Annotated in this window: 23 protein-coding genes and 1 tRNA gene; 22 read left to right on the top strand and 2 right to left on the bottom strand. The window is 23.8% G+C overall.

Annotation, left to right across the window (positions count from 1 at the left end; translation table 11 throughout):
- Positions 1-66 precede the first annotated feature (66 nt).
- The 9 genes from ribF to AYC59_RS02385 are packed head-to-tail and all read left to right on the top strand — an operon-like array spanning position 67 to position 8,855.
- Complete coding sequence (gene ribF / locus AYC59_RS02425) at positions 67-1,089, top strand: riboflavin biosynthesis protein RibF (protein WP_066894841.1); 1,023 nt, start codon at positions 67-69, stop codon at positions 1,087-1,089.
- Positions 1,076-1,783: a segregation and condensation protein A gene (locus AYC59_RS02420; RefSeq protein ID WP_066894839.1), complete on the top strand. Its 708-nt coding sequence runs from the start codon at positions 1,076-1,078 to the stop codon at positions 1,781-1,783. The genes ribF and AYC59_RS02420 overlap by 14 nt, the downstream gene beginning before the upstream one ends.
- Positions 1,776-3,260 carry a murein biosynthesis integral membrane protein MurJ gene (gene murJ / locus AYC59_RS02415; protein ID WP_066894836.1) on the top strand — a complete coding sequence of 495 codons (1,485 nt, stop codon included), beginning with the start codon at positions 1,776-1,778 and terminating at the stop codon, positions 3,258-3,260. Before AYC59_RS02420 ends, murJ begins: the two co-directional genes overlap by 8 nt.
- Positions 3,261-3,284: 24 nt before the next feature.
- Positions 3,285-4,040: a formate/nitrite transporter family protein gene (locus AYC59_RS02410; protein WP_066894834.1), complete on the top strand. Its 756-nt coding sequence runs from the start codon at positions 3,285-3,287 to the stop codon at positions 4,038-4,040.
- Between the two features lies 1 nt (position 4,041).
- Positions 4,042-4,761: a tRNA1(Val) (adenine(37)-N6)-methyltransferase gene (locus AYC59_RS02405; protein ID WP_066894832.1), complete on the top strand. Its 720-nt coding sequence runs from the start codon at positions 4,042-4,044 to the stop codon at positions 4,759-4,761.
- Positions 4,730-5,437 (top strand): polyprenyl diphosphate synthase, encoded by a 708-nt coding sequence (gene uppS / locus AYC59_RS02400; protein ID WP_066894830.1) that lies wholly within the window; start codon positions 4,730-4,732, stop codon positions 5,435-5,437. The genes AYC59_RS02405 and uppS overlap by 32 nt, the downstream gene beginning before the upstream one ends.
- An 11-nt stretch (positions 5,438-5,448) precedes the next feature.
- The gene (locus AYC59_RS02395) at positions 5,449-6,372 is read left to right on the top strand and encodes a phosphatidate cytidylyltransferase (protein ID WP_066894828.1); all 924 of its coding nucleotides are present in this window, start codon (positions 5,449-5,451) and stop codon (positions 6,370-6,372) included.
- 9 nt (positions 6,373-6,381) lie between these two features.
- On the top strand, positions 6,382-7,782 hold the full coding sequence (locus tag AYC59_RS02390) for a hypothetical protein (protein WP_066894826.1): 1,401 nt from the start codon (positions 6,382-6,384) through the stop codon (positions 7,780-7,782).
- Positions 7,783-7,784: 2 nt separating this feature from the next.
- Entirely contained in the window at positions 7,785-8,855 is a 1,071-nt protein-coding gene (locus tag AYC59_RS02385) for a hypothetical protein (RefSeq protein WP_066894824.1), read from the top strand.
- Between the two features lie 25 nt (positions 8,856-8,880).
- Here the strand turns inward: AYC59_RS02385 and AYC59_RS02380 are convergent.
- Both AYC59_RS02380 and AYC59_RS02375 read right to left on the bottom strand, forming a co-directional pair.
- Positions 8,881-8,956, bottom strand: a tRNA-Thr gene (locus AYC59_RS02380).
- Positions 8,957-9,042: 86 nt separating this feature from the next.
- The gene (locus tag AYC59_RS02375; RefSeq protein WP_066894822.1) at positions 9,043-9,357 is read right to left on the bottom strand and encodes a hypothetical protein; all 315 of its coding nucleotides are present in this window, start codon (positions 9,355-9,357) and stop codon (positions 9,043-9,045) included.
- A 110-nt stretch (positions 9,358-9,467) separates the two neighbouring features.
- Here AYC59_RS02375 and AYC59_RS02370 point away from each other — a divergent pair, with 110 nt between their 5' ends.
- The 13 genes from AYC59_RS02370 (at position 9,468) to AYC59_RS02315 (ending at position 19,173) form a co-directional block, all read left to right on the top strand.
- Positions 9,468-10,127 (top strand): HAD family hydrolase, encoded by a 660-nt coding sequence (locus AYC59_RS02370; protein ID WP_066894821.1) that lies wholly within the window; start codon positions 9,468-9,470, stop codon positions 10,125-10,127.
- On the top strand, positions 10,124-10,528 hold the full coding sequence (locus AYC59_RS02365; protein WP_066894820.1) for an HD domain-containing protein: 405 nt from the start codon (positions 10,124-10,126) through the stop codon (positions 10,526-10,528). Before AYC59_RS02370 ends, AYC59_RS02365 begins: the two co-directional genes overlap by 4 nt.
- Entirely contained in the window at positions 10,518-11,417 is a 900-nt protein-coding gene (locus AYC59_RS02360) for an RluA family pseudouridine synthase (RefSeq protein ID WP_066894818.1), read from the top strand. Before AYC59_RS02365 ends, AYC59_RS02360 begins: the two co-directional genes overlap by 11 nt.
- Positions 11,407-12,006: a ribonuclease HII gene (rnhB, locus tag AYC59_RS02355; protein ID WP_066894816.1), complete on the top strand. Its 600-nt coding sequence runs from the start codon at positions 11,407-11,409 to the stop codon at positions 12,004-12,006. Before AYC59_RS02360 ends, rnhB begins: the two co-directional genes overlap by 11 nt.
- Positions 12,003-12,239, top strand: coding sequence for a hypothetical protein (locus tag AYC59_RS02350; RefSeq protein WP_066894814.1), 237 nt, complete (start codon positions 12,003-12,005; stop codon positions 12,237-12,239). The genes rnhB and AYC59_RS02350 overlap by 4 nt, the downstream gene beginning before the upstream one ends.
- 59 nt (positions 12,240-12,298) lie before the next feature.
- On the top strand, positions 12,299-13,810 hold the full coding sequence (locus tag AYC59_RS08035; protein WP_066894812.1) for a carboxypeptidase M32: 1,512 nt from the start codon (positions 12,299-12,301) through the stop codon (positions 13,808-13,810).
- Positions 13,811-15,130 carry a M18 family aminopeptidase gene (locus tag AYC59_RS08030; RefSeq protein ID WP_066894811.1) on the top strand — a complete coding sequence of 440 codons (1,320 nt, stop codon included), beginning with the start codon at positions 13,811-13,813 and terminating at the stop codon, positions 15,128-15,130.
- Positions 15,131-15,150: 20 nt separating this feature from the next.
- A complete protein-coding gene (locus AYC59_RS02335) occupies positions 15,151-16,251 on the top strand; it encodes an ABC transporter ATP-binding protein (protein ID WP_066894809.1) in 1,101 nt (366 codons plus the stop codon).
- On the top strand, positions 16,251-17,114 hold the full coding sequence (locus tag AYC59_RS02330; protein ID WP_066894807.1) for an ABC transporter permease: 864 nt from the start codon (positions 16,251-16,253) through the stop codon (positions 17,112-17,114). Before AYC59_RS02335 ends, AYC59_RS02330 begins: the two co-directional genes overlap by 1 nt.
- Positions 17,114-17,896: an ABC transporter permease gene (locus AYC59_RS02325; RefSeq protein WP_066894805.1), complete on the top strand. Its 783-nt coding sequence runs from the start codon at positions 17,114-17,116 to the stop codon at positions 17,894-17,896. The genes AYC59_RS02330 and AYC59_RS02325 overlap by 1 nt, the downstream gene beginning before the upstream one ends.
- A 150-nt stretch (positions 17,897-18,046) precedes the next feature.
- Positions 18,047-18,220 carry a hypothetical protein gene (locus tag AYC59_RS07730; RefSeq protein WP_156445461.1) on the top strand — a complete coding sequence of 58 codons (174 nt, stop codon included), beginning with the start codon at positions 18,047-18,049 and terminating at the stop codon, positions 18,218-18,220.
- 154 nt (positions 18,221-18,374) lie between these two features.
- Entirely contained in the window at positions 18,375-18,767 is a 393-nt protein-coding gene (locus AYC59_RS02320) for a prepilin-type N-terminal cleavage/methylation domain-containing protein (protein WP_082752641.1), read from the top strand.
- Complete coding sequence (locus AYC59_RS02315; RefSeq protein WP_066894801.1) at positions 18,754-19,173, top strand: prepilin peptidase; 420 nt, start codon at positions 18,754-18,756, stop codon at positions 19,171-19,173. Before AYC59_RS02320 ends, AYC59_RS02315 begins: the two co-directional genes overlap by 14 nt.
- The last annotated feature ends 39 nt before the right edge of the window (positions 19,174-19,212 follow it).

Raw genomic sequence — 19,212 nt, 5'->3', positions numbered from 1 at the left:
TTTTTTATTGCTATTACATATTTAAATATAGTATAATATAATGGTTAATATATTGAAAGGCTAACAATGAAAATAATAATTAGAGATAGAAATAAGATTGATAATTTTATGAATTATTTAGATATTGAAATGGTTGAAAATATTAAATTTGATTTAAAAACAGTTGTTATACTAGGTAATTTTGATGGTGTACATTTAGGACATATGGAAATTATAAATCGTGCAATAAAAAAAGCAAAAGAAAATAATTTAAAAGTAATTTTATATACTTTTATTGAATATCCAAAGAAAAAGGATACTATTATAACTAGTTTATCTGAAAAAATATATATATTAGATTCTATAAAAGGAATAGATTATCTATATTTAGATGAATTTGAAAATGTTAAAGATTTAGATCCGAGTAAGTTTTGTGAAGATATACTTATAAATAAATTGAATGCAAATAGTATTTTTTGTGGATTCAATTATAGTTTTGGTAAAGAAAAAAAGGGTGATGTTGATTATTTAATAGAAAATTATAGAGATAAATTAGATTTAAATATTATAGACCCTGTATTATATGATTTTAAAACAGAAACTATTAAAATAGTAGATAAAACTAATTTAAAAACTTATTTAGATAAAGGATATCATATAATATCAAGTACTTTTATTAAAACACTTATAGAAACAGGTAATATGGAACAAGTTAACACTTTACTTGGGCATAACTATACTTTAATAGGAAAAGTTGTAGAAGGGAAAAAACTTGCAAGAACTCTAGGGTTCCCTACAGCAAATATTTGTTCTTCAAATAGGATATATCCAATATTTGGAGTATATGGAGTTAAGGTTAGAATAAAGGGATATGATAAAGAATTCTTTGGTGTTATGAATATAGGTAAAAATCCTACTGTAGAAAATGAAGGTATACATATAGAAACACATATTTTTGATTTTTCTGATTTTATATATGGAAATATAATAGAAGTAGAATTATTACATAATATTAGACTTGAAAGAAAAATGAAAGATATTAATGAATTAAAAGAACAAATATCAAAAGATAAAGAAAAATGGAGATATATTATAAATGAAAGATATTGATTTTAGTATAAAAACTGAGGACTTTGAAGGTCCACTTGATCTATTTCTTCATTTAATAGATAATAAAAAAATTGATATTTCTAATATAGTCATATCTGAAATAATAGATGATTATTTGAAGATTATTGAAAATGAAACAAGTCAAAACTTAAAAATAAAAGTTGAATTTTTAGCAATGGCTTCAGAAATATTGGAAATAAAAGCATATTCTATATTAAGTGTTGATAAAAAAGAAGAAAAAGAACAGAATTTAGAACAGAGAATTTTAGAGTATAAAATAATAAAAGATTTAGCACAAAAATTTTCTGAAAGAGAAATTGAGTTTAATTTTTCATACAGAATCAGTGGAAATAATAGTAAAACCTTTGAGAATGTTTTTTATACATTAGATGATTTAAAACTTGAAACTATAAGTAAAGTATTTAATGAGTTAATGAAAGAGAATAAGAAAAAAGTTGAGACTATGAAAATAGAAATATTGGATGATTTTAATACAGAAAAAGCCATGTTTGAAATAGAAACTAAATTTAAAAATGAAAAAGAAGTTAGATTTTCTAGCTTATTTAAAGGTAATTTTTCAAAAAATAGAATAGTCAGTTTTTTTCTTGCTGTTTTAGATTTATTTAAAAATGGTGAAATAGATATATACAGCATTGATGATGACTTTTATATAAGAAAGGAAAAAAATGTTTAGATCAAGTTTAGTTGTAATGGTTATAAACATGTTAAGTCGTATTTTAGGTCTTGTTAGAGAAATAGTTATAGCCACATATTTTGGGACAACAGGTTATACTGATGCCTATTTTGCTGCATCAAGAATTTCTAATTTTTTTACTACTTTACTTGGTGAAGGGTCTTTAGGTACAGCTTTTATACCATTATATAATGAAATAAGAGAAGAAAAAGGAGAAATGAATGCTAAAGATTTTGTGTATAATGTAACAAATCTTTTGATATCAGCATCATTTACAATTTCAATTATAATGATACTATGTTCGAACTTTATATTAGAACATATTTTAGGATTTAAGGATGTAGAAAGATTAAGTACTGCTTCAAATTTACTTAAGATAATGTCGTTTTATCTTTTATTTATTTCTATATCAGGTTTGATTTCATCAGTACTTAATAATTATAATAAATTCTATATATCAACTTTAGTTGGTGTAGTGTTTAATATAACTATAATTACAGGTACTATGCTTACTAAAAATACTTTAGGTATATATGGACTTGGAATATCATTTTTACTATCTGGTTTATTTCAAGTTTTAATACAGCTACCATCATTTATAAAAATATTGGGTGGTTATAAGCTTATATTTAATTATAAAGATCCTAATGTAAGGAATTTTCTTTTCTTAATGGTTCCTACATTAATAGGTATATTTGGATATCAAATAAATGAATTAGTAGATACAAGATTTGCAGGAAGTTTAAAAATAGGAACTATAAGTGCTATAAATTATGCTTCAAGATTATATTTATTACCCATAGGAGTTTTTGCAATATCTTTATCTGTAGTTATATTCCCTAGTCTATCTAAATCAGCGGTAAAAGGGGACAAAGAATTATTTAAGCATACTTTAGAACGTGGATTAAATTTATTAGCTATGTTAATAATACCATCAAGTGTTGGGTTAATAATGTATGCAGATGAAATTATCAGTTTATTATTTAAACACGGTAAATTTAATGATGAAAGTGTAATAATAACAGGAGAAATATTAAGATTTTATGCTTTAGGATTAATATTTTTCTCTACAATACATTTATTAACTAGGTCACATTATGCTTTTAAAGATAGAAAATTACCAGTAATATCTTCTTTTATAGGTATAGGTACAAATATTATTTTAGATTTTTTATTATATAAAAAGTTTACTCATCAAGGTCTTACTTTTGCAACATCATTTGCGGCAATGGTAAATTATTTAATATTATTTGTTTCACTTAAGAAAAGGTATATAGACATAAATGTTATGAAATACTTAAAATTCATACTATTTTCATTAATAGATTCAATAATATGTATAGTTATAATTGAAAATATACATTTATCAAATGAAAAAATTGAGTTAATAGTTAAGTTAATATGTTTTGTAATAATATACTTTGCAATTTATGGAATAAAATATATTAAAGATGGTAAACAAATATTAGATAAATAAATTATAGAATGAAAGGAAAATATCATGAAAACCCCAAAAGAATTACTAGATTACATTATGCATGCAACAGAAAAAAGAGAAAAGAGAAGTTTTTTACAACTTAGTATATATGCTATACTTGCAGGAATGTCTATAGCATTTGGATCAGTTGGAAATATATTAGTTTCAGCAAATCTAATTAAGGAAAATGCTGGACTTGCAAAATTATTAGGTGCAAGTGTTTTCCCGGTAGGTTTAATTTTAATAGTTTTACTTGGATTTGAATTATTTACAAGTAATTGTTTAATGACAGTTAGTATAGCAGAAAAGAAAATATCTATAACTAAGATGTTGAAAATTTTATTTACTGTATGGATATTTAATTTAGTAGGTTCTGTAATATTAGCGTATATTACATATCAAACACAAACTTTAAGTGAACCAGGAATAGAATTATTATCTAGTATGGCAGCACATAAAATACACACATCAGCATATGATTTAATATTAAAAGGAATTTTATGTAATGTTTTAGTTTGTGGAGCAAGTTTATTAGGATATATTTCTAAAGATGGTATATCTAAAATGTTAGGTATATGGTTCCCTATAATGCTATTTATTGTTTTAGGATATGATCACGTTGTTGCTAATATGTTATATCTTCCTCTAGCTTTAATGCATGGTGCAGAAGGTGTAACTTTACTTGGTATAATATATAACTTTTTCTTTGTAACTATAGGTAACTTTATAGGAGGAGGAATAGTTATAGGACTTTCATACTGGTATGTAAATAAGGACTAGAATGGGAAAATACTATATTGATATAGCTGGTTTTAATTTGATGCAAATTAAAGGGCTACAGTCTACGACTTTAGATTCAGTTTTAATATCAGATTTTGTTAAGATTAATTCAAAAAGTAAGCAAATAATTGATATAGGATCTGGATTTGGAATAATATCAATGATACTTGCTAGACGTTCAAAGGCAAGTGTTATAGGAATAGAAATAAATAAGGAGGCATATGATGCCTCCTTAGAAAATAAAAAAAGAAATAATTTAGAAAATTTATCATTTATAAATAATGATATTAAAAACTATAAAGAAATGTTTAAAGAACAAAGTATTGATATTATAGTGTCAAATCCTCCATATTTTAAAGAATCTAATGTGGATAATAAAAAGAAAAATGAAGATTTAAATAATGCTAGATTTGAACAAACTTTGTCTATAAAGGATATAATAGATATTTCAAAATATTTACTTAAAAATAGAGCTTCTCTTTATTTAATATTTAGAACTGAAAGATTATTAGAAATTATATCATATTTAAATAATACAAATTTAGTTATAAAAAGATTAAAACCTATTTACACTAAGTTTGAAGATGAAAAGGCTATTATTTCTATGGTAGAAATTGTTAAGGATGCAAAGAATGGATTGATTTTAGAAAAACCTATATACATATATGAAAAGGATGGTAAAACTAGAAATGAGTATATTGAAAAATTATACAAAGGATAAATTTCCTAAACATATAGCAATAATTATGGATGGTAATGGTAGATGGGCTAAAAACAAATCCATGATAAGAACAAGGGGGCATGAAAAAGGGGCAGAAACTTTAGAAAATATATTAAAAAAAGCAAGAAGTTTAGGAATAGAATATTTGAGTGTTTATGCATTTTCAACTGAAAATTGGAAAAGGCCAAAACTTGAAGTTGATGCCATAATGAAGCTATTTTCTAAGTATTTAGAAAAAAAGAAAGAAGAATTTAAAAATAATGATATTAGACTTGTTATAAGTGGTAATAGAGAAAATCTTTCAAAATCTTTACTTAAGCAAATAAATGAAATAGAAGATTACTTAAAAGATTGTAAAAAGATAGTTTTAAATATATGTTTTAATTATGGTGCAAGAACTGAAATAGTAGATGGTATAAAAAAATTAATAGAAGATAAGATTGAAATTAATGAAGAAAATATATCTAAATATTTATATAATTCTTTTATACCAGAACCAGATTTATTGATTAGGACTGGTGGGGAATTTAGATTAAGTAATTTTCTTCTTTGGCAAATAGCTTATTCTGAAATTTATGTTACAGATATTTTGTGGCCAGATTTTAATGAAGATGATTTTGAAAAAGCAATATTATCTTATATAAATAGAGATAGAAGATTTGGTAATGTTAAGTAGAAGGAGGGAAGATGTTAAGTAGGATTTTAGTTATAGTACTTGCAGTACCTGTATTATTATATGTTTTAATTTCAGGAGAATTTACTTTTTTAACATTTAATATAGTAGTTATAGGTGTTGCTATGTATGAATTTTATAGAATTTTAAAAAACAAAGGGAATATTGTTTATGATAAAATTGGTATAGCCTTAGGATTATCTCTCCCTGTTTTATTATATTATAGAAATGATATTAGTTTCTTTTTTAAATATTTGAGAATATTTAATAATCAGCATGTAGTTTTTGATATGGGTGGATTTATAGTATTTTGTATGTTTACTATAGCTATATATCAAATTTTTGAATCACGTATTCAAAACTCTACTATGGAATTATTAAATACATTATTTGGAATAGTATATATTTCTTTATTATTTTCATATATGATATTAATAAGAGAAGGAATACCTAGTGGTAAAATATTACTTTTATATACATTTATAAGTATATGGGTATGTGATAGTTTTGCATATATATTTGGTATAGCTATAGGTGGTAAAATTTTCCATAGAAGACTATCTGAAAAAATTAGTCCTAAAAAATCTATAGAAGGATTTATAGGAGGAATAGTAGGAGTATTTATAGTTGGATACTATTTTAAATATATGTATTTAGGTATTATGAATGTATTTAAATTTTTTGGAGTAGTAAAGGAAATTACATGGATTAGTGAACCATTTATTGCTGAAAATATATTTAAATTATTATTACTTTCAGTATTAATTGCAATATTTTCAGTTATAGGTGATTTGTTTGAATCTAAGATAAAAAGAGAATTTGGAGTTAAAGATAGTGGAAATATATTACTGGGACATGGAGGTTTTTTAGATAGATTTGATAGTGCCTTATTTGTCTTACCAGTAGTTTATTATTTTGTAAAATATATCATATTTTAGGAGGTGAAAATGGATAATAAGATATATCAACTAGATATTTATTTTAATGAAAATATCGAAGATATTAATATATCAGAATTAGAAAATTTTATTCAAAATGATCTTGAATATGTAAATAGAGAATATATTTTTTATGATAAAGTTAGTCTAGAAGTATATAATCCATTTACTCTTAATTCATATATAAGATATACTTTTAATATAAATCCATTAATTTTGAAAGAAAAATTAGAAAAATTTGAATATATAAAAAATGTTAATTTGACCTCTTATACTAATAAAGTTAGTGAAAGAGCATCTAATATTACAATATCTGTAGATAAGATACCTGAAATTGTTGATGATGTAGACAATATTTTCTATATTAGAAAAAAACTGTCTAAATTTACTACATCTATTGTTGAAGATAAGAGACATGAATATACAAGTTTATTAAAAGAACTTTCTGAACTTAAATATAACCTTAAAAGAAATATATTCCAACTTAGAATAGTTAATATAGAAAAAGAAATAGAGAATATTTACAGAGTTTTAAAGGAATATATAAATATATTAGGAATTGATATAGATCTTGAAATTAAGCATAATGATATAAAGATTGATAAGATTATTTTTAATAGATTTAGAGAATCTTTAATAGATATACTCTATGCAGAAATTTTAGAATTCTATGATTTAGAAAATAAAGATAATAAATTTGTACTAAAGATAGAATTTAAACAAGAACTTGATAAATTATCTATATATATTATTGGTGAAGGTAAAAGTATAAATATAAACAAAGTATTTGAAAATGCCATTAATACAAATATTTTAAAGCCTAATTATGAATATTCTGAAACAGAAATATTAAAAAGTATTTTTAATAAGAATTATATAAATTCTAGTGATGAATTAGATGAAAAAGAAAGATTAATAAGCTATATTAAATATAAGAACATAATAAATGATCTTAAAGGTAGTATAGAACTGGAAAATAAGCAAGGTCTTTATACAAAAATTATAACTAAAATACCTATGGATATAATATTTGTTAAAGGATTAGTATTTAATGAAGGTAAAAGTACTTATGTAATAAATAAAGATTTAGTTGAAGATATTTTTGAATTTAATTCAGAAAATATAATTAATTTAAATGGGTTACAATACTATAAATATGAAAATAAAAATATAGGATATATTAGTTTGCCTATAGAAAAATTTGATGATAATAATAGATGTGGCTTGCTAATTAAAAGTGGTAATAGATTTACTATTATTGATATAAATGCTTCAAATATATTTGAAGAGGATATATATTTCCAGAAAAAAGAAGATTCTCAAATATTTATAGGTGAATGTTTACTTAAGTCTATAAAAAGAGCTAAGATATTAAACGTTAAGAATATAATCAAATTCTTTAAGGGGTGATTATGGACAAGAAAAAATTATTTATAAAAAAAGGACTTGAAAAAATAAAGGAAATACAAAACATATTACTTGAAATACAGATACCTAAAGAGGAAGATTTTGCCTATTTAACTAAACTTATAAATGAAATAGAAAATGACACTTTTTTTATAGGTAATGTTGTTGATATAGACTTTTTATCTATAATAAAGAAAGTTTTAATATATATAGAAAGATATTCAGAACAGTATTTTGAATTTAAATATGATATATATAATAGTTTAATAAATTTAGAAGAAGTATATAAAAATTATTTAAAATCTAATTTTAATTCTTTTGAAAGTATAGAATTAAGAGATAATATATATGATTTATCAAAAAAACTTGATGAAGTAAATAAAAATAAAGCTTATTACTATATTAAATTCTATTTTGATAATAGTGTCCCTTATTTCTATTTATCAAGAAGAAATATATTAACAAGATTAAAAGAATATGGGAAACCATATAACTATATTCCTTTTTCTTTAGATGATGATAGATATTCATATTTTATAGTAGATTATAAAGTAAATGATAGTGTGGATGTAAAAGAAGTTATTGATAGTATTTCTTTAGAAGATGAAGCTATATCAAGTTATGTATTAAATAAAATAGAAAATAATAAAAATATATATAATATTAAGATTTACTGTGATATTGTTGATGATAATATTTTAAATGATATAAAAAATAATATATTTGAAGATAAGCATTTATTAGATATAATAGAATATAGAAATATATTAGATATATATGTATATGCTAAAAATCAATTAGAGATAACAGAAAAACTATTTAATATTAATAATAGTAAAATACATTCTATACTTTCTAAAAATATTAATAATAGAGAAACTAGAGTTTTTACTATAAATGGTATTAATAAAGAAAATGTTGATAAAATAAAGGATATAATTGCATTTAATATAACTGATAAAAAAATAGTTGATGTTGTGTATGATAAAAATGTAGATTTTTATGGAAGACAATTTTTAGAATATTTAAAGGTGAACTATAATATAGAAAATGGTATATTTAGAAAAATAAAATAATAAAAAAAGAGCTAGGCTCTAAAAGTGGTGCCGCTTACCGGATTCGAACCAGTTACCTGCTGATTACAAGTCAGCTGCTCTACCTAGTGAGCTAAAGCGGCACAACGAATTTATTATATCAGAAATAAAATACTGTTGTCAATATGATATGTGTAAAAGGATTGATTTAAAAGTCAATCCTTTTAGTTTATTTACAGTAAATATATTCAAATACTTTTGATTGAGTATTCATTTTTTTTACATTTTTCTTTATTTCTTCAATATCAATTTGATCAAGATTTGAAGAAATAATTTCATCATTTTCATCATAAATTTCATAATAACATACTGCATATCCAATTTCATTATCTTCAATTTCTATAAAATTACATACTGCAGGAGTGTAATCTTTAATGTTTGCATTATTTTCAATTTTTTCCCAAGAAACTAATTCTTCTTTAACTTTATTATCTATTAAATAATAAGCTAATATACATTCGACTATATAATTTTTATTTTTCATAACATCACCTACATAAATTTTAACATAAAAATAGGTAAAATAAAAGTAAATAAATACCACAAATTTAATTATTTATGATATAATATATATAAATAAGAAAGAGGGATAAAATGAAAAAAGAATTATTGATTTTTGATTTAGATGGAACATTACTTGATTCATTAAAAGCTATTGCAAATTCAACTAATAAAGCACTTAGTTTTTATGGATTAAAAACATATGATTATAAAGAATATATTTATTTTATAGGTAAGGGTTTAAGAACTTTAGTGGAAAAAATAATTGAAAAAGAAGGATATAGTAATTCGATAGATGAAATATTGGATAAACTTATAGAATTTTATGAAAAAGAGTACGATTATGAACTTTTTGCATATAAAGGTATAGATAAACTTTTAAGTTATTTAGATGGAAATAATATAAAATATGCAGTAGTTACAAATAAAGTAGATGATTTAGCTAAAAAATCAGTACTTGTAAAAGATCTTGAAAGATTTAATTTTTCAGATGTTATAGGTGTGGATAATAATAAGTTAGATGAAAAAAAACCAAATCCAATAAATGTTTTAAGATTAATAGAAAAGTATAATACAACTAAAGAAAAAACTTTATTTGTTGGAGATATGATAGTTGACTATAACACAGCTATGAATGCAGGAGTGGATTTTGCATATTGTAATTGGGGGTTTGGATCTCTTAAAAATGAAGAAGGTATACCTGATAATTTAAAATTTAATACTATAGAAGAAATAATAAAAAGATATTTATGATAAAGAAAGTTTATGAATATTTTATAGCAAGATTAAATTATGAAGAAGTTAATGATTATACTAAAATTTTAAATGAAGAAGAGTTAAAGTTATTTAATTTGATGAATAAGTATGATAAGTTACATAGTATAAATGTTTATAAGGGAATAAGTAAAACAAATTTAGATAAAAAATATCTAAAACTTGCCTTATTACATGATATAGGTAAAGAAAAAGCAGGCTTCATAATTCGTGTTTTACATAAAATAGGTTTTAAAACAAGACTTAGAAATCATGCTTTAAATGGATATAATCTTGTTAAAGATATTGATTTAGAAGTGGCAAATTTAATATTAATACATCACAATAAAGATGTTGACGATAATATGAAGATTTTTCAAGGAGTAGATGATGTTAATTGAAGAAAATATAGAAAGTAGATTAGATGTTTATCTATCAAGTATACTTGATGAATCAAGAACTAGAATACAAGATTTAATTAAAAGTGGTAATATTTTAGTTAACGGGTTAAAAACAAAAGGATCATATAAGTTAGTAAAGGGGGATGAACTTACAGTTAATATACCTGAATTAAAAGAACTAGATATTAAACCACAGAATATTAAACTGGATATAGTTTATGAGGATAAATATTTATTAGTAGTAAATAAACCAGCTGGAATGATAGTTCATCCAGCTAAAGGACATGTTGATGGAACCTTGGTTAATGCACTTTTATACAACATAAAAGATTTATCTGGTATAAATGGTACATTAAGACCAGGAATAGTACATAGATTAGATAAGGATACATCAGGATTAATCATAGTTGCAAAAGATGATAAAACACATCAACTTTTAACTGATATGTTTAAGAATAAAGAAATAGAAAAGATTTATTATGCAATAATTAAAATGGATTTAAAAAAAGAAAGTGGAAGAATTGAAACATATATAGGAAGAGATAAAAAGGATAGAAAAAAAATGAGTGTAAATTCTGAGGGGAAGTTTGCAATAACTAATTTTGAAAGAATTGACCATAATGCAAAATATTCTCTTTTAAAGATTAATCTTGAGACAGGAAGAACACATCAAATTAGAGTACATATGTCGCATTTTTTTGCACCTATTATAGGTGATAGTGTTTATGGGAGAAAAGATGAATTTAATAGACAAATGTTACATGCATATAGTTTGAAATTTAGGCACCCTATTACTAAAAAAGATATGTATATAACATCTAGATTACATAATGACTTTATAGAATCATTAAATAAAACAAAACTAAGGATAGATATAGATGGATATTAATTTTGATAAGGAATTTGGAAGGGATATAATTGGAGTTGATGAGGCTGGACGTGGACCTCTTGCTGGACCTGTTGTAGCAGCAGCTGTATATATTAAAAAGATTTCTGAATCATTTTTAGAATTAAATGATTCTAAAAAACTAACAGATAAAAAAAGAAGAAAGTTATATAATGAGTTAATAAATTCAAATGATATAGTTTATGGCGTAGGTATAGTGGAAGCTAATGTAATAGATGATATTAATATATTGAATGCAACATTTTTAGCTATGCGTAAAGCCTTAGAAAATATTAATTTGAATTTGGATGATTATTTATTATTAGTTGATGGAAATCACAAAATTAGAGAATATAACTATGAACAAATTCCAGTTATAAAAGGTGATTCTAAATCTATGTCTATAGCTGCAGCATCAGTTATAGCCAAGGTTACAAGGGATATTATTATGGAAAGACTTGAAGAAGATACACCAGGTTATAACTTTGATAAACATAAAGGATATGGAACTAAATTACATTATCAAAAAATTGATGAACTTGGTATATCTGTAAATCATAGAAGAACATTTCTAAAGAAGGTGTTAAAATGATAAAAAAATGTAATAATTGTGGAAGTGAAAAATTTGCTTTAAAAAATATATATTTAGCTGTAAAAGATATTGAATCACAAAATCTTTCATTAAGATTATTAGATTTATTACCAATAAAAAATGAACTGTTTTATTTAAAAATATGTCTTGAATGTGGTAAAGTTGAAATATATAGTGCAGCAGTAGTCTGTAAAGATGAAGAGGATAAGATTAAAGCAGTAAAAAATGAATGATTAATTGAAAAAAATACAAAAAAAATGTATAATATAAGTTATAAAAAGAGGTGGTATATATGGAAAGAATGACTAAAATAAAAGAAGTTTTAACTAAGAATAGAGCGCTTAATCAAGCAGCAGTTATACTTTCTTGGGATTTAGAAACAGAAGCTCCTGTTGAAGCTATTGAAAGTATATCTAAAACTTTAGGATATTTATCTGAATTAAGTTATTTGAATTTAGTCAACGATGAATTTAAAAATTTAATTTATTCAGATAATAATTTAAATTTAAATGATATAGATAAAAAATTAATAGAAAAAACTAAAAAAGATGTATTTGAAATAATGAGTAAAATACCAGTTGATATGTATTCAAAATATTCAGAGTTAAGAACATTATCAACTCAAAAATGGCAAGAAGCAAAACAAAAAGATGATTTAAGTATATATGCTAAATATCTTGAAGATATTATTAGATATAACAAAGAATTTATTAAATTAAGAGGGTATGAAGGTCATCCATATTCTTTACTTTTAAGTGATTATGAAAATGGATTAACAGTTGAAGATGTAGATACGTTTTTTGAAAAATTAAAAGTAGAACTAGTTCCTTTTATAAAAAAATTAACTAGTAAAAGAAATGAAAAATTAGAAAATATAAAGAAGAAGTTTAAATCAAAAAGTTATGATATAGAAAAACAAAAAAAATTATCTAAAGAAATTAGTGAAATATTAAAATTTGACTATAATAGAGGAGTAATTAAAGAAAGTGAACATCCATTTACAACTAATACAAGTAATAGAGATGTTAGAATTACAACACACTATTATGAAAATGATCCTCTTTCAGCTATTTACTCTACAATACATGAAACAGGACATGCCCTTTATGAACAACATATTTCAGATGTTTACCAAGATAATTTCTTAGGTGGTGGAGTTTCTATGGGTATACATGAATCTCAATCAAGAATATATGAAAATATGTTTAGTAAAAATAAAGGATTTTTAAAAAAATTATATGAACTTATGGATAAATATTTTGGTATGGATATAACTTTAGAAGAGTTTGAGTTATTAGTAAATGAAGTTAGTTTAAATTTAATAAGAACTGAATCAGATGAATTAACTTATCCATTACACATATTGATTAGATATGAATTAGAAAAAGAAATTTTTGAAAATTTAGATAAGGAAGTTGATGCCTTTGAAATTTCTAAAAAATGGAATGATAAATATGAACAATATTTAGGTATTAAATCTGATAATTATTCAAATGGAGTATTACAAGATGTACATTGGTCACAAGGGCTTTTTGGATATTTCCCATCTTATGCATTAGGTTCAGCATATAGTGCACAAATATATGATGCTATGTCTAAGGATATTAATATTGATGATGAATTAATTAACCCAGATTTTACTAAGATAAATGATTGGCTTAAAGATAAAATACATCAATATGGTTCTTATCTTGATCCAAAAGATATTTTAATTAATGCAACAGGTAAAGACTTTGATCCTACACATTATATAAATTATTTAAAAAATAAATATGCTAAAATTTATGAAATAGAGGTGAAATAATTGAAAAAAATTAAAGAACTATCAGTAAAAACATATGCTAAAGATTTAATTGAATTTATTGATGAAAGTCCAAGTGCATATCATGTTATAAATAACAGTGTTGATCTTTTATTAGAGAACAAATTTGAAGAATTAAATATTAATGAAAAATGGGAATTAAAAGAAGGTGGAAAATATTTTGTTAAAAAATCAGATTCTACTATACTTTCTTTTACCATAGGTAAAAAACTTGATTTATCAAATGGTTTTAGAATATTTGGATCACATACAGATTCACCTGGATTTAGAATAAAACCGAATCCAGAAATGATAACTAACGGAGTAGTTAGATTAAATACTGAGGTATATGGGGGACCAATATTAAATACTTGGTTTGATAGACCTTTATCTATAGCAGGTAGATTAATAATCAAGTCTAAAAAGACATTTAGACCAGAAGTTAAAATTATTTCTATAGAAGATAAAATACTTACTATTCCTAATCTAGCTATACATCAAAATAGAGAAGTTAATAATGGAGTTAAAATAGATAGACAAAATGATACATTACCTATTATATCTTTAATAAATGAAAGTTTTGAAAAAGAAAACTACCTACTTAAATTTATAGCAAGTAAATCTGAAATTAATTATGAAGATATACTTGATTTCGACTTATATCTATATGCCACTGAAAAAGGTGACTTAGTAGGTATTAATAAGGAATTAATCAGTGCTCCTAAATTAGATAACTTAGTTTCAGTTTATGCCGGACTTATAGGTATGATAGAAAATGAAAATATTGATAATAAAATTAATGTTTTTGTAGGATTTGATAATGAAGAAATAGGTTCAGCTACTAAACAGGGTGCTGATTCAAATTATTTAATAAATATACTTGAAAGAATAATTTATGGTTTAGGATATACTAGAAATGATTTCTTAACTATGCTTTCATCTTCATTTATGTTATCAGCAGATGGTGCGCATGCTGCACATCCAGCTCATATGGTGAAAACTGATCCTACAAATTGTGGTAAAATGAATGAAGGAGTATCAATTAAAATGAGTGCTAATCAAAGATACACTTCAGATGCATACTCTATAGGAGTTATAAAACAAGTTATAGATAATACAGATATTAAAATACAATATTTTGTAAATCAATCAAATGAAATAGGAGGATCTACAATAGGACCTATATCTTCAACTCACTTAGATGTTGAAGCAATTGATTTAGGTATACCTATGCTTGCTATGCATTCAGTTAGAGAACTTTGTGGAATAAAAGATGTATATTATTTAAAAGAATTAGCAAAAGAATTTTTTGCTAAAAACTAATTTTGAAAGGAGAATGATAATTGGAAAAAGATTTAATTATTAAGAATGTATCAAAGAGTTTTGGTGGAGATAAAATTTTAAAAGATGTTAGTTTAACTATCAAAAAAGGTGAATTTTTCTCAATATTAGGACCAAGTGGTTGTGGTAAAACAACACTTTTAAGAATGATTGCTGGATTTATATATCCAGATACTGGTGAAATATCAGTAAATGGGGTAAGAATAGATAAATTACCTCCAGAAAAAAGAAATGTAAATACAGTATTTCAAAATTATGCTTTATTTCCAACAATGAGTGTATTTGATAATGTTGCATTCCCTTTAAAATTAAAAGGAGTAGCTAAATCAGAAATTGAAACACAAGTCTTAAAATATTTAGATTTAGTAGGTTTAACAGAACATAGAAATAAATTCCCTGAAAATTTATCAGGAGGACAAAAACAAAGAGTTTCTATAGCACGTGCATTAATAGGTAAACCAGATGTTTTATTATTAGATGAACCTTTATCTGCGCTTGATGCTAAACTTAGACAAAAATTATTAATAGAATTAGATACTATACATGATGAAGTTGGAATAACATTTGTGTTTGTAACTCATGATCAAGAAGAGGCATTATCTGTATCAGATAGAATTGCAGTAATGAATAAAGGAGATATACTACAAGTAGGAACTCCTAATGAAATTTATGAAAAACCTAATGATGAATTTATAGCAGATTTCATAGGTGAAACTAATTTCTTAACTGGAGAAATAACTGAGGTACATGAAAAACATGCAGTAGCAATTTCAGATGAAATAGGTGAATTTAAGGTTGAACTTGATAAGCCTGTAAAAGTAGGAGATAAGGTTAAATTAACTTTAAGACCTGAAAAAATTAAGGTTGATATTAAACCACCACGTGAAAATCCTAAGTATAAGGTTTTAACTGGAATAGTAGATGAAGTTATATATTCAGGATTCCAATCTAAATTATTTATTAAAGTTGATGGTTCAAATAGAATTATTAGAGCATTTGATCAACATAGAGAATTTTTAGAAGAAGAAGAACTATTCGTTTGGAAAGAAAAGGTGTATTTTTACTGGAATTATGAAGATGCTTATCTAGTGGAGGTACTATAATGGCTAAGAAGAATGTTTTACAAGAAAATTCTAAGCTAAGATATTTATATTTTCTTCCTATAACTATATGGATGAGTGTTTTCTTTGCAATACCAACTGCAATTATAGTATATTTTAGTTTTTTGAAAAAAAGTGCTTATGGTGGAATAAATAATTATACAAGTTTTACTTTAAAATCTTATATTAATATATTTTCATCACCAGATATATTTAATATAGTAATTAAGACTTTAAATTTATCAGTTATTATTACTTTAATTACAATAATACTGGCACTACCAACATCTTATTTTATATCAAGATCTAAAAGGAAAAATTTATATTTATTATTAGTTATCATACCTTTTTGGACTAACTTTTTAGTAAGAGTATTTTCTATAATCGCTCTTATAGGTAATAACGGGATAATAAATAAGCTTTTAATGAAAATATTCTTTTTAGATAGACCTCTTGAACTATTGTATAATAAAGCAGCAGTAATAATTATAAGTGTATATATATTCTTACCTTATGCAATATTACCTTTATATACAGCTATAGAAAAATTTGATTTTTCATTAATAGAGGCAGCAAGAGATTTAGGAGCTAGTAACTTTAAAGCTCATTTGAAAATATTTATACCGGGTATAAAAAATGGAATTATGACTGCATTAGTTTTAACATTTGTTCCTGCAATAGGTTCATATGCTGTTCCTGATTTAGTAGGAGGAACTGATGGATTAATGCTTGGTAATGTTATAGCATCTAAGATGTTTAGTTTAAGAGACTGGCCTTCTGCATCAGCTATATCTACATTATTTATATTAGTAACATCTATATTTGTATGGATAGGTATGAAAGCAGATAAGGATGGTGATGAATAATGAATGAAAAAAGAAGAATTTCACTGTTATTTTTTATACTAGTTATGTTATTCTTTTATTTACCAATAATAATGTTAATGGTTTTATCATTTAATTCAACTAAGGCATATGAGTTTAAGTCATTTTCACTTAGATGGTATATAGAATTATTTTTTAGATCTCCAAGACTTTGGCAAGCATTTGGTAGAAGTTTAATAATAGCTATTACATCTTCTATTATATCTGTTATTATTGCCTTATTTGGGGCTATAGGTATAAAATGGTATAATTTTAAATTAAAAGGATATGTAAAAGTATTAAACTATATCCCTCTTATAATACCAGATTTAATAATAGGAGTTTCTTTACTTTTATTCTTTAATATGAATTTTGCAAAAGTTCCTTTAGGGATGTTAACAATATTTATAGCACATACGACATTTAATATTCCATTTTCATTGTTTATTATAATGTCTAGATTATCAGAGTTTGATTTTTCTATAGTTGAAGCTAGTCGTGATTTAGGTGCAACGGAATTTCAAACTTTAAATAAGGTTATATTACCGACTATGACACCAGGAATAGTATCTGCATTCTTAATGTCTATGACTTTATCATTAGATGACTTTGTAATAACAAGTTTTGTTACAGGTACAAATTCAGATACTTTACCTATACAAATATATTCAATGTTAAAATTTGGAGTTAGTCCAACTATTAATGCATTATCAACTATATTAATTATAGGAACATTAGTACTTGCTCTATCTTCAAGAAAATTACAAAAATATATGTTAAGTTAGATACATGGGTTAGATTTAGAAATTTATTAAATCTAACCTTTTTTATTACAAAATTTTATTATTTTTGGCAAAGTTCATTTAAGTTGATATAAATTGACTTAATTAATATTTTATGATAGTCTAATTCAAACAATGAAAGGGAGTAAAGTTATGAAATATTTAAAAAAATTATTAAGTAGTGTTAAAGATATCATTATATTTGGTAATGGTAAAGAGAAATATAGTAAATATCCAATGAATTTTATTAAGAATGATAAGGAAATGATTAAAGGAAATATTAGTAAAATAAATATAGATATTTCTAAATGGGGGTTGCAACTTTAATAGCTACTATAGGAACTGTTGTTTTTTCTATATTTTATGGAAATTTAAATAATAAAGAATGATAATACTTAATTTGAAATAAATTAAAAATAATTTAAAAAATAATTGACTTTTTAGAAGAAAAATTATAAAATAAATTAAGGAAGGGGGAAAAATGAAAAGACTACGACGAAAGAAAATTGTATTTGGAGGTTTTACTCTGCTTGAAATGATATGTGTTATTTCAATAATAGGGATTTTAACAACACTTGCAGTTCCACAAATTACTAAGTATATAGACAAGGCTAATGAAACCAAGATAATATCTGCTGTTACGGAACTTAATAATACAGCTATATTAATGCAAGCTGAAAATAAGTCTAAACTTGAAATTGGTGAGATAATAAAAGAAGTTGGATCTGAAAATCTTGGAGTTAATATGCAAGTTGGAAGTTCTAGTTTTAAAGTTGGAAAATTTGTAGGAACTTTTAATTTAGAAAATGAAAAGGTAGTGGCTAATGTAACTGAACCACAAGCTACTAAGTATACTTTAAATGGTAAGTTATAAAATAGTTCTTTTCATAATTTTTATACTTATTTCATATTATGATTTTAGATATAAGATAATACCAGATAGATTACTTTTGTTACTTTTAATAATATGTATTTTTAATTTTAAAAGTATAGAAAGCATGTATGTAGGAATGGCTATATATAGTTTTCCATTATTTTTAATATGGTTATTAGAAGTACATTTAGATAAAGAACTTATAGGTTTAGGTGATATTAAATTAATTATATTATTAGGGTTATATAAGGGAATGGTTACAGTTTCCTACCTATATACATATTTTACTTTAGTTTGTATTATTTCACTTATATATATACTAATAATAAAACTTATAGGTAAAAAAGATAAGTATATACCATTTGCACCTATGCTTATACTAGGAATGATTTTTATGGGGTTATAAAAAATAAAGGGGAAAGTTTAATTGAGTTAGTTATATCAA

This window comes from Pseudostreptobacillus hongkongensis (assembly GCF_001559795.1).
Classification (GTDB): Bacteria; Fusobacteriota; Fusobacteriia; order Fusobacteriales; family Leptotrichiaceae; genus Pseudostreptobacillus; species Pseudostreptobacillus hongkongensis.
This window is presented reverse-complemented; position numbering and strand designations above follow the sequence as displayed.